Origin of the sequence: Chryseobacterium sp. Bi04 (genome assembly GCF_918698085.1) — a bacterium.
Lineage (GTDB): Bacteria > Bacteroidota > Bacteroidia > Flavobacteriales > Weeksellaceae > Chryseobacterium.
The window spans coordinates 804663-817600 of the sequence record NZ_CAKKLP010000001.1 but is presented as its reverse complement, the minus strand read 5'-3'; the positions used below and the strand labels follow the sequence as shown (position 1 = coordinate 817600).

Here is a 12938-nt window from a genome sequence, read left to right as displayed (position 1 = left end):
ACAAAAATACTCCTTTAAAATTAAATGGCAACAATTATTAATTTGGATTCTTGAACCACCATTTCTTCCAAACAATTTTCAAGCCATGAATATCCTTCATCTGAAAAGAATGTACTAAAGTTATATACCCGCTCCTGCCAGGTTTTGGAAGGATGTACATTGAGGAACAGATTTTCAAGTCTTTCCAGCAATTCGCCCTGTTTTATTTTCTCGGCATGAAGCAAACGTTTTTTCATTCTTTTAAATGATTTCAATTGTCTTACTTCTTCAGCATTCACGAGGTTACCAAAAGATTTCTCCGTGGTAGATGCTGTTGCTTTCAGCTCCGAAAAACTATGGATTAAAAGCTCTTCCTTTTCTTCCAGTAATTTTAAAATGGTATTATCATTTAAAATTTTACGGTTGGTAATGATAGTAAAATTCTGAAAAAAGTCTTCTATGCTAAGATCCAACTTTTCAATTTTTCCCAGTGTTTTTTCTTTCAGGAAAAGCATTGAATTTCTTGGAATCAAAATAGGAAAAGGAATATTAATTATTGAAAAATAGTCTTTAAGTTCCAGCCAATACATGATTTCAGCATTTCCTCCAATATAGGCAAGGTTTGGCAATACTTTTTCCTGATATACAGGACGCATCAAAGCATTCGGACTGAATCTGTCAGGATTATTTTCAAGTTCAGCTAATATTTCTTCCTGTGTAAACTGAATATCTGTATCTACAATAGTATATTTTTGCCCGTTATATTCAATTCTATCTCTTGTTTCGGTAAGATAGAAAAGATTGATATCTCTTGGATTTACCTGTACTTTTCCATATTTTTCCGTGAGGAAATCTACTTTATTTTTTGACGCTTTTTGTAAACTACAGTGGAGAAGCTCATCTTTAAAAACATCTTTAATCTGATTCTTTAACTCTTTAGAATCTCCATCTAAAATCATAAGACCAAAGTCTGAAAAAAGACGGTTAACCAATGTTTTAATAGCTTCCGTCAGAGTATTTCCTTGCTTATAGGATTCTTTTAGCATTAAGATCAGCTCGGTACCGAAAACAGAATCTTTAAATTCTTTTTCAAATTCCGTGATAAAAAAGGTATCCGTGATCTGTATTCTTCCTACAGGCCCACCTGATTTCTCATGGGTTTCGTAGTAGTTGTTTTCAGTTTTAAAGTGATTGATCTCAGCAAAATCGTGGTCTTCCGAAGCCATCCAATATACCGGTACAAAGTTAAAATCCGGGAAATTATCTTTCAGGTAAGTACAGGTTTTAATGGTCTGTAGAATTTTATAGACAAAGAAAACAGGTCCCGAAAATAAATTCAGCTGATGACCGGTTGTAATGGTAAATGTATTGGGAAGTCTGAGATTTTCCAGATTTCCCTTTTGTTTTGAAGAAAGATTGAGATCTGAAAGCTGTTTTTCTAATACATTATACAATATTTGCCTCTGTCCGGATAAGAATGATTCTTTCTTCAGTTCAATCTGATTTCTGAAATGATCTAAAGAAAATGTATTATTTTCAAAACCCTCAATTTTCTGATTCAAAAAATCTTTTATCAATTGGGGAATGCTTTCTATATCGTTAAATGATATTTTATTAATTGTTTTCAACTTGTTTTGTTTTTAGTTGAACAAATACCACACAATTCCGATATTTAACCTGAAGTCATATACAGGGTAATGTGGAAATGCATATGCTTTGTTATTGGAAATAACAGTTCCTATCTGCTGTCCTTCAATAAAGAAGAACATTTTTTTAACTTTCATATTCACATAAAGGTCTGCAATAGGCTGCCCACCAATGGAAAATGAATTTGCATTGGGCAGAATATATTCATTAAGGATTGGAAAATACTCCCGGGATGCAAATTTAGAGAAGTAATACACTTTAACTCCTGCCTGAATTTCTGCAGCTTTTTTAAATGCCTGTGTCTGAAAGAAGAAATTAGCTCTTCCGATAAAACCAGGCATAGGAAGCAATTCTTTATTCGTTAATGCATTTTGGAAATGCAGTCTTGTATTTAGATGAAATTTACCGTAGCTGAAGGTTGCATCTCCTCCGATCTGAGAAATGTTCAATGAACTTTCGCTCTGTTTCGGATTAGCATTGCTGTCAAAATAAGTGTAGTTATCAATTCTAAAATAATTAGCAAAAATTTCCGTCTTGAACCACTTCAGATTGATGCTTCCTCCAATTTCCGTTACCGACTGATTCTTGGCATTCTCAAGATAATAATTATATTTGCCGTAAACAGAAGTATTTAATAAATAATTAAATGAAGGGTAAGCACTTTGGAAGTTTACTTTTGCATTGACAAAATAATCTTTTATAGGCTCAAATTTCAGATTATTCGTCGTTTTAAGATAGCTTTTAAACTGGCTTCCGTTTGAAAATTCTAAAAATGAATTCAGCTGTATCTTATCCAACAGTTTTACCTGTAAATTTCCGACAGCTCCAATCCTGTTTTCTTTAAGCTCATTTGGGAAAGGTACCCCATTGGCAATAACAGCGTCATTAATTCCAAATTTCAGAACCTGATAACGAACTCCGGCATCCAGTTTGAATTTTTCATTATTGAAAACCAGACTTACTGTATTGCTGAAGTTCTCCGAATATTTTTTGGTTGCCAAAGGAAATCCATTAACTAAATCTGTTGGTTCAGCATACCAATACTGCTCCAGAGCTCCCTGGTTATAATAATATTTGTTTCCCTGGTGGGAAATGGTATGCCTTATGCTGAAAGGAAATTTTTCTGCATTAAATGGAGTAAACTGATGGCTCAGATAGTACCTTCTATAAGCAAACTGCGAGCTGCTGGAAGCCAGATTCACCTGCATATTTTGCCTGTTGTTAGAATTACTGTCTCCGTTTTGAAACAGATTATCTTCTACAAGTCCTCCACTTTCCTGGTTATTTACATTTTGGTGAAGATAATGGGCAAATAGCTCATAGTTTCCACTTTTTGAGGTATAGTGCCCTGAAAATATAGTATTGTTATTTGCCGCTAAAGAATTCCTGTAAAACCCCTGAGAGCGCAGTCCCATATATTCAATAGCAAAATTGAATCTTTTCCCTATATTCTGGGTATAGGTTGAATTTAATGCAGCACCGTTTTTCATTGCCGTATGGTAGATGAATGAGGCGGTAGGCGTTTTTACATCATAATATTTCACATCATCAGCTCCCAGAATCATATAAGATTTATTGGAAGGGAGTAAAGATAAATTCTGCTCGGGATTTACTTCAAATACGAGTGGATTGAAGCCGGCTCCGATGTTAGCAGGCTGGGCTCTTCCAAAATTATCACGGTTGTTATACTGTGAAAAGATATGGGTTTTATCAAAAGTCATTACCGTATCAAAAACTTTCTTTTCTGAAAACTGGGTTTGATACTGATAATCGTTGATGGTAGGTTTAAAAATTTTTAAGGAGTCTTTTTTCCCGGAGTCTATGACCAGGGTATCTTCTTCTTTTTGAGTTGATTTGCTAGGATCTGTTTTATCCACAACCTGAGCTTTGCTCACAAAACCAAAGAAGATGAGTATGAAAAGGATGTACTTCATTATTCATTATTGTACAGCAAAAATAAGAAATAATAAGAAATAAAAGAGGCTATCTCAAAAATGAGATAGCCTCTGCTATAGAATTGTACGATAATTAATAACCGTCGTTTTGCTTAATGTTAGGATTAGCCTGGATCGCTGTAATAGGGATCGGCCATTGCCATTTCGTACTTCCGGCAGCAAGAGTCTGCTTAACAGCCGGTGCTCCTGTACCATCGAAAATATCTCCTTTACCTGATCTCTGAACAGATAAACCTAATCTTTTCAGGGTATACCATCTGTCATTTTCAAAGGCAAGTTCTAATCTTCTTTCTTTCAGGATAGCATCTAAAAGAGCCTGTCCTGCTTCTGTTCCCGGAGTAAATGAAGAATATCTTTCGTTTCTTAATTTATTTAATAAAGTAAGAGCTGAAGCCGGATTACCTAATCTGTAATGTGCTTCTGCAGTATTTAACAATACTTCCGCAGATCTTAAATATTTAATAGGCACTATGTTAGCAGGACCGCCGTTACCAGCATATTTTGTAACGTGATTATATTTTTCACCACTGTATATACTCGTTGTAAAGTAAGCAGATTTTCTAACATCATTAGCTGTATATGCCGTATATAAATCATAGTCTACCACAAATTCTGATCTAAGGTTAGGGACTGCCTGATTGTATGCTGATCCTACAGTATTAGATTCAGCCGGTGCATTAGATACCTGGAATAAAACTCCATCAGTAATTTTAGCCAGTCCTTCATTTTCTTTCCATATTCTGGTAAAGTTATCCATTGCGGTGATGCTTGGTGAAAGTCCTAAAGCTAATTCTCCGTACTTAATGGTATTAGCGTAATCTCCTTTATAAAGGTTTACCCTTGATAACAATCCATAAATAGCAGCCTTGCTCATTCTTCCTTTATCAGCATCATTCTGTGTAATATTATCAGCAGCAAATAATAAATCTGCAATGATTTTATCATACACCTGTTCAACCGTTAGGTTTCTGGAGGCAGTATTACTTAATGGAGAATATTTTTCTGAATAATAAATTCCAATAGAATTTTTAGCTCCTGCAGACTGTGTTGGAATTTGAGAATATGCTCTTACGATATCAAAATGAACGATTGCTCTCAATGCTCTCGCTTCTGCTTCTACATTTGTTTTTTGCGCACCTGATAATACCCCGTTATTGATATGTGACAAAACAAAATTTGCTCTGCTGATGGCAAGATAAGCCGCACTATACAATCCTGTTGTCTGTGAATTATCTGAAGAAAACTCAAAGTTTGATGCTGCAAAATTTGAATTTCTTCCTGAAGCTGTACGTATTAAATTATCCGTAGTAAGATCTCCCATAATAAGCTGGCTACCTGTATCTCCATTATAATACCCAGCTCCTTTTAGTGATGTATATGCACCATCCAAAGCTTGTCTGAATGACTCAGGTCTGTCCATTGCTTGCTCCACAGGCTCATTAATAGATGAAACCTGATCTAAATTTCTATCACAAGACGTCAACGTAACAAAGGCAGTTAACGCAGCAAAACTTATTTTTATTATATTCTTTTTCATAAAGCTATTCAATATTAAAATTCTAATTGCATTCCCACTATGATTGTTCTTACAGTAGGGTAAGTATAAAGGTTGTATGATCCTGGAACAAATAATGCAGTAGACTCACCAGATCCCACTGAAACCTCAGGCTCTCCATGGAATTTAGTTACAGTAAATAGGTTCTGTCCCTGTACATATGCTCTAAGCTTATTAATCGGTGATCCTTCTCCAAGGAATGCTTTATCAAACGTATATCCTAATGTAAGGGATCTTAATCTTAAATAATCGTTTTTTTCAATCCATTGATCAGAATCACGCATACCGTTAGAGTCTACTTTCTGGAAAACATTAGTATCCCCTGGTTTTTGCCAAACATTAGCAGCAGATTGTGCCATGTTTCTACCCGCAACAGCAAGAGTTGGATCAACAGCAGCAGCATACATATTGTTATAAGTATATCCTCCTAGCTTGAATGTAAAATCTGCACTGAAATCAAGTGCTTTGTACTGAAGTGTAGTTCCGAATCCACCAAAACTTTTTGGTATAGGAGATTTACCTGTAATAGGCACTGCATCAGAAGCACTATACACATTGGTTATATTTCCTGCCTTATCATAATACAATGCATCTCCGTTATTTGGATCTACCCCGGCAAATCTAACGTTATAGAATAAATATGAAGGCTCTCCTACTTTAAGATAAGTATCTCCCAAATTTCTTTCAGTCTGACCGTCTGCTAACTTATCAAGAGTTGATTTCTGGAAAGAGATGTTAGCATGTAAGTTCCACTGGAAATCTTTCTTCTTGATGATATCTGCACTTAGTTCTACCTCAAGGCCTTTCTGAGACATATCCCCTGCATTGATATACTGGAAATATGATCCTTCCTGTTTATCTAAAGGTACAAGCTGCACAAAATCTTTTCTCTTATTTTGATACACTTCAACTGATCCACGGATTCTTCTGTTCATCATGGTGAAATCAACTCCTACGTTGGTAATCGCATTAGATTCCCATTTAAGATTTTCATTACCGATAATATAACTGCTTTGTGCAAATGTTCCAGGATATAGAGCTGCATTAGAACCATATAAACCGTAGCTGATATTGGTTACATTATAATAATCAGGAAGTGTTCCGTCATTACCCGTAGTACCATATGATCCTCTAAGCTTTAAATCGTTAATAAAACCTCCTTTCATAAAGTCTTCCTTCGCAATATTCCATGCACCACTTACAGACCAGAAAATACCACTTTGATTATTTGCACCAAATCTCGAAGAAGCATCTCTTCTTAATGATCCTGTTGCCAAATATTTACCAGCATAGTCATAGCTTAACAAACCTGCTAAACTGAATAAAGTGTTTCTTGTTTTAATTCCGGTAAATGTATTTCTTTCCGAAGGTGTTGTAATTGAAGGAACATTTAATACTGGAGACTTCAATCCGTAAGCACCTCCATTGGTTGTTTCGTTGAAGTTATCATTATATTCGATAAATCCTAAGAAATCAAAATTGTGGCTTCCGTATGATTTTTTGTAGTTGATTGAGTTATTCCAAGTATAGTTAAATCCATAGAATGTATTTTTATTCAATGCCCCTGTAGGAACTTTGTTTGTCGTTAAATCCAGGTTTGACCCTTTTTTCAACCATTGAGTTCCCATAAACCAATCGAAAAGTCCATTGAAATTGGTTTTAAACTTCAGACCATCGATAATTTTATATTCCGCAAATAAGGTTGCCGGAATTCTCAATCTCTGATCTTCCAGTCTATAGTTACGAATCTGTTCCACAACGTTTGAACCGGCTCTCATAGTCTGGTTATAACTTCCATCCGGGTTATAGACTGGCTCATATGGAGCATACTTATACATTGCTCCAAATGGATTCTGTGTATTGTTTCTATCTCTGAAGTTCTGTGTAACCTGATACTGAACTCCAAGGTTGATTCCTACATTCAGTTTTTCACTCAGCCTATTGGTAAAACCGAAGTTACCTGTATATCTCTTAAGTCCGTCAATATCTCTGATGATTCCATTATCAGAATCATATCCTAATGAGTAATAAAAAGTACTTTCTTTAGATCCCCCCTGTGCACTGAACAAATATGATTGAATGGTTGAAGGTTTCAACAGGTCTTTTTGCCAATTGTGATCATAAGCAGCAAGTCTATCCATCTCTTGCTGGGATCTTGGCTTAAACCCTAGGTACCCTAATTGATTCTGAAAGTCCATTAACTCTCTTGAATTCATCATGGTATAGTTATTATCTTTCAACCTTTCAGCGAATCCGAATTTAGTATCGAATGAATAGTGAGTTTTTCCAGCCTTTCCGCTTTTAGTTGTTACTACAACTACCCCGTTAGCCCCTCTTGCACCATATTGTGCAGTAGCTGCAGCATCTTTAAGAATTGAAATAGATTCTACATCCGCAGGGTTAATTGCACTGAACTGTCTTGCAGTCATATACATCCCATTCACTACATACGTAGGTTCTGAAGAACCTCCAACACCTCCAACACCTCTTACCTGAATGGTAGCAGCAGCACCCGGCTGTCCATTAGTACTTTGTACAAACACCCCTGAAGCTCTACCCTGTATAGCGTTACCAATAGAAGTAGTAGGACTATTTCTTCTGATTTCATCTCCACCTACTACAGCCTGAGCCTGAGTAATTTCATCCGTTTTCTTCTTCTGATACCCTGTAACGACTACTTCTTCAATTTTCGTTTCATTCGAAGCAGAGTCTTTTGTTGTCTTTTGCGCAAAAGCTGTTTGCCCTAAAAAAAATAAAGCCCCAACACTTAATACTCTTAGTTTCACATTCATATTAACAAATTTTATTAATAAATTTTAAGGCGACAAATATGTTAATAAATATTAACATCCACAAGCTTTTGCCCTCTACAGGCCGTTCCAAGCACATCAACTTCTATTTTTTAACTAAAAAAAAATTTAACTTTTGATAATTTATGTTAATTATTTTTCATAATACAATAATTTATTAAGAAAAAAATAAACACAAATAGCAGTTTTAATGATTATAAAATTTTTTAAAATATTACATGTCAATTAATAAAATCCTATCAAGAATTAAAAACAGCAAAATATATACTTTATTTATACCATGTAAAGAAATTATAAACAAAAAAACCTACTAAGAGCAGGTTTTTTTGTTTATAACAATTGATGATTATTATTAATAACCAGGATTCTGTTGAATCTGTGGGTTATTGTTTATTGCAGTTTGAGGGATTGGCCACTGCCACTTATGGCTGGAAGCAGGAAGACTCAACACAGGTGCCGGATTCCCTGCACCAGTTGATTCCGGACCAAAGTTAGACCTTTGAATTGGAAGAGCAAGTCTTTTTAATGTAAAGAATCTGTCTGTTTCAAATGCTAATTCTAATCTTCTTTCCAACATAATTGCATTCCAAAGAGCTTGTCCGGCTTCTGTACCAGGTACAAATCCAGTATATCTCTGCGCTCTTAAAGTATTTAATAATCCCAGAGCTCCTGCTTCATTTCCTTTCTTAAACATTGCTTCTGCAACATTTAAAACAACTTCAGCAGTTCTTAAATACTTTACATCTACCGCCTCAATCGGCTTATCAGTAGCCTGCTTGTATTTAATAACGTTATTATACGTTTTTGTAAGGAATGGAGAAGTAGTAATATAAGAACTTTTTCTGATGTCTGTAGCAGCGAACTTATTATAGAAATCGAAATCTACTACATACTCTGATTTAATTTGCCCACCAACAGTTTGGTTATAAGCCGAACCTGTTTTGATATTCTCAATACTTGAGTTAAGTATTTTGAACAATACTCCATCACTTGATGTGTCATTCCAGATATTTTTAAATGTACCGATAGCTCCTACGCTAGGGCTTAAAGCTAAAGCTTTCTGTCCCCAAAGAATGGCATTATCATAATCACCTTTGTACAAATATACTCTTGATAACATCCCTTGGATAGCAGGCTTTCTAAGCTTACCTACGTTGGCAGTCTGAGTAATATTCTGCTCTGCAAAAAGTAAATCAGCAATAATTTTATCATATACCTGGTTTACATTCAGGTTTCTTGTAACTAACTGAAATGGGTCAAACTTTTCTACGTAAGCAATACCTAATGAAGTACCTGCATCAGCAGATTGTGTAGGTATTTTACAATATCTTCTTACAATATCAAAGTGAGCTATAGCACGAATACCTCTTGCTTCTGCTTCAATATTAGTTCTGAATGCACCCGGCGCTAAATTACCAATCTTATCAAGAACTGCATTGGCTCTTGCCGCCACAGCATATCCTGCTCCATAAACAGAAACAACTGCATCCACATCTCCTGCAAAATTGAAATTGTATGCATCGTTATTTGATCTTCTTCCCTGAGGATTCTGAATTAAGTTATCCGAAACTACGTCAGGAACAATTAATTGTGTATAATCCTGCTGATAATATCCTGAAATCTTAAACGCATCATAAGCATAATCTACACCTTTTCTAAAATCACTTTCAGTTGTGTAATAGGTATCCGAAACCAATCTATCATTCGGCAATACTGTTAAGTCATCAGTACATGATGCAGCAGTAAAAGCTAATGATGTAAATAATACTATTCTTACTATGTTTTTTTTCATGAGAAAATTGAATTAGAAGTTAACTTGCACTCCCATTAGGAATGTTCTTGTATTTGGATAATTGTATAAACTGATAGATCCTGGAATAAACGCTCCATTCGCCTGTGTCTCAGAGGCTAAAGCAACTTCAGGATCTCCTGTATAGTTAGTCCAAAGCGCTAAGTTCTGACCAGAACCATATACTCTGATACTATTTACAGGAAGGGACTCACCTAGGAATTTCTTATCAAAAGTATATCCTATTTCCACTGATCTCAATCTTACAAAATCTGTTTTCTGTAAAAATGCATCTGTAGATTGAAGACCGTTAACATTTGGCTTAGGCAACACATTAGTGTCTCCCGGTTTCTTCCAGTAATTAAACGCATCCGTACTCAAGTTTTGGTTGTATGCAGAGAAATCTGAAAGGTTTTGCCCCATAATATTATAGCTATATCCTCCAGTCTGGAAGGAAAAATCTGCATTTAAATCAAATCCTTTATATCTGAATGTAGTTCCAAAACCACCATACGCACTTGGTAAAGTAGATTTTCCTGATAGGAACTGCGCATCACCTGAGCTATATACATTGGTCACCGAACCATCCAGTTTATAATACAATGCATCTCCATTGGTAGGATCTACACCAGCACTCTTAACCATTTTGAATACGGTAGGCTCATCACCCACACGCATAAATGTAGTACCATCTAAGCTAAGCTGGGTAGCATCTCCATATAAACTTTTTACATTATATTTAAGCATAGAGATATTCCCTCTTACAGACCAGTCAATATCTTTACTTCTGATGATATCAATACTTAATTCAGACTCCAGCCCCTTAATTTCAATATTTCCGGCATTGGTAACACTGGAATAAATATAACCTCCTCCTTCAAGTGGTGTATTAGGAATTGCATATAAGAAATCTTTTCTGTCATCTTTAAATACTTCGGCAGTTAATTTGATTCTGTTATTCCACATCGCCACATCTACCCCTAAGTTTTGAGATTTTTTAGACTCCCATTTAAGGTTTGGCTGCCCATAAGCATTCGATGGACCCGCTGTAGGATCTGTACCATAATCACCTGATACGACAGTAATAAGGTTTTGGTAATCTGCAAGAGCAGATATATTACCCGTTGTACCAATACTATATCTAAATTTAATATCATTGAAGAAAGGAACATCAAAGAAAGATTCTTTTGCTAAATTCCATGCTGCTGAAGCAGACCAGAAGTTACCATATTTATTATCTTGTCCTAGTCTTGAGTTTCCATCTCTTCTGATAGATCCTGATAATAAGTATCTACCAGCATAGTTGTAGTCAACTACTCCTAATAAACTCACATATCTTGTTGTTGTTGTACTACCCGTAATAGCAAACGGAGTAGAAGCAGAACCCACATCAGTAACATCAGGTCCTAACATTACTCTTTTTGTTCCTGATAAACTTCCGAACTGTTCCTGGCTATATTCAAATGCAGCAACTGCTGACACTTTGTGCTGTCCAAATGATCTTGAGAAGTCAAATCTATTGTTAAATACATACGTCCAGAAATCTGACCTTGTATCTCTGATACTTCCATCTGGAGTACCATATACTTTAGCAATATCAGACCCTTTTTTCACTACGTACTTATTCTTTCTAAGATCATAAATATTTCCGAACGTAGATTTGAATGTTAACCCTTTAAAGAATTCGTAAGAACCGGATATTTGCCCTGAAATTCTTGTTCTCCAGTCTGTAGTAACCTCATTTCTTCTAAGATCAATTGGGTTAATAGAGTTGGTTGTAGGATTAAGAGAACCGTCTGCATTATAGATAGGCTCATATGAATTCAATGTATAAATTGAATAAAATGGGCTTAATGCATTATAAGAATATCTTTGATCTTGTGTTCTAACATTAATGATACCAAAATCAAAAGCTAATTTCATTTTATCACTAACCTTTTGGTCAAAGTTGAATCGGGCATTGTATCTTTTAAATCCATCTAATTCCTGTAGGATACCAGAATCTGAATCATATCCCAAAGAAGCGTAGTATGAGTTAGTTTCTCCCCCACCTCTTACTGATAGGTTATGATATTGAATTGCTGAATTTCTTAAGATATCTTTAGACCAGTCATGATCCTGTGCCATTAATTCTGCAGCTTCTGCAGGAGTATAAACCGGGTTTGGATTCACTCCTAATCCTGACATCTCGTTCTCAAACTGAATCTTCTGAGCAGTATTCATCATTGTGAAGTTCTTGTCTTTCGGCTTATAAGCAAAACCAAATCTTGTATCATAAGTGATCGCTGGTTTTCCAGACTTACCTCTTTTTGTAGTCACTACAATAACCCCGTTAGCAGCTCTAGCTCCATATACAGCAGTTGAAGCGGCATCTTTTAATTCCGTAACACTTTCAATATCTGTTGCAGGAATGGAGTTGAACTGACGCTGAGTCATATAAATACCATCTACAACAAACAATGGATCTGAAGCTCCTATTGTAGCAGAAACATTGACAGCTCCTCTAATTCTGATGGACCCTGGTTCTCCTGGTTTACCAGAGTTGGTAGATACCTGCAAACCAGACATCTTACCCTGAAGCATGTTTGTAATACCGGTACTTGAAGCGGACATTCTAGTAAGCTCTTCACCACCTACTACAGAAACAGCCTGGGTAATTTCATTTTTTTTCTTTTTTTGTACCCCAACTACAACAATCTCATCAATTACTTTAGTTTTTGCTGTATCTTTTTTTGTTGTCTGTGCAAAAGCAGTTTGTCCCAAGAAAAACAAAGCCCCCACACTCAATACACATAGTTTAACATTCATATTAACAAATTTTAATATATTTTAGCAACAAATATGTTAATAAATATTAACACTAGCAAATTTTTCACTTTGACTAAATAGTATAATTTTAACAATTCACATAGTATTGAGCTTAAATTATAAATATTTAACAATTTTTAAAGTAAAAAAATACCATAAAATTAAAATATACTAAAAATAACACACTCTAAATAATCAATCCGTAGTTTATTTTTTTTTATTTATAATGATTCTAAATTATTTTATTACCAAAACTTACTTTCTCTAAGGTTAAAATGACTATAAAAATACTAAAACCATCCATTCACCCCACATTTCCAACACATTACAGAAAACCACAATCATAGTGGAAAACCCAAAATAAGGGATATACTTAAAAAATAAATTGAATCAAT

Annotated in this window: 6 protein-coding genes; all 6 read right to left on the bottom strand. The window is 35.1% G+C overall.

The features are described 5' to 3' along the window. Window positions 1-20: 20 nt before the first annotated feature. The 6 genes from bshC to LQV47_RS03540 all read right to left on the bottom strand — a co-directional run bounded on the left by bshC (window position 21) and on the right by LQV47_RS03540 (window position 12543). A complete protein-coding gene (gene bshC, locus LQV47_RS03565) occupies window positions 21-1607 on the bottom strand; it encodes a bacillithiol biosynthesis cysteine-adding enzyme BshC (protein ID WP_230033950.1) in 1587 nt (528 codons plus the stop codon). Window positions 1608-1619: 12 nt separating this feature from the next. After that, the gene (locus LQV47_RS03560; RefSeq protein WP_230033948.1) at window positions 1620-3560 is read right to left on the bottom strand and encodes a putative porin; all 1941 of its coding nucleotides are present in this window, start codon (window positions 3558-3560) and stop codon (window positions 1620-1622) included. A 94-nt stretch (window positions 3561-3654) separates the two neighbouring features. Next, the gene (locus tag LQV47_RS03555) at window positions 3655-5118 is read right to left on the bottom strand and encodes a RagB/SusD family nutrient uptake outer membrane protein (protein WP_230033946.1); all 1464 of its coding nucleotides are present in this window, start codon (window positions 5116-5118) and stop codon (window positions 3655-3657) included. 14 nt (window positions 5119-5132) lie between these two features. After that, window positions 5133-7928 carry a SusC/RagA family TonB-linked outer membrane protein gene (locus tag LQV47_RS03550; protein ID WP_230033944.1) on the bottom strand — a complete coding sequence of 932 codons (2796 nt, stop codon included), beginning with the start codon at window positions 7926-7928 and terminating at the stop codon, window positions 5133-5135. 370 nt (window positions 7929-8298) lie between these two features. Next, window positions 8299-9738, bottom strand: a complete 1440-nt coding sequence (locus LQV47_RS03545; protein ID WP_230033942.1) for a RagB/SusD family nutrient uptake outer membrane protein — start codon at window positions 9736-9738, stop codon at window positions 8299-8301. A 12-nt stretch (window positions 9739-9750) separates the two neighbouring features. Then, window positions 9751-12543, bottom strand: coding sequence for a SusC/RagA family TonB-linked outer membrane protein (locus tag LQV47_RS03540; protein ID WP_230033940.1), 2793 nt, complete (start codon window positions 12541-12543; stop codon window positions 9751-9753). Window positions 12544-12938 lie beyond the last annotated feature (395 nt).

Bases quoted from the DNA above. Each gene is read 5' to 3' on its own strand.
- LQV47_RS03560 (WP_230033948.1), bottom strand. From the start codon at position 3,560: ATGAAGTACATCCTTTTCATACTCATCTTCTTTGGTTTTGTGAGCAAA.
- LQV47_RS03555 (WP_230033946.1), bottom strand. From the start codon at position 5,118: ATGAAAAAGAATATAATAAAAATAAGTTTTGCTGCGTTAACTGCCTTT.
- LQV47_RS03550 (WP_230033944.1), bottom strand. From the start codon at position 7,928: ATGAATGTGAAACTAAGAGTATTAAGTGTTGGGGCTTTATTTTTTTTA.
- LQV47_RS03545 (WP_230033942.1), bottom strand. From the start codon at position 9,738: ATGAAAAAAAACATAGTAAGAATAGTATTATTTACATCATTAGCTTTT.
- LQV47_RS03540 (WP_230033940.1), bottom strand. From the start codon at position 12,543: ATGAATGTTAAACTATGTGTATTGAGTGTGGGGGCTTTGTTTTTCTTG.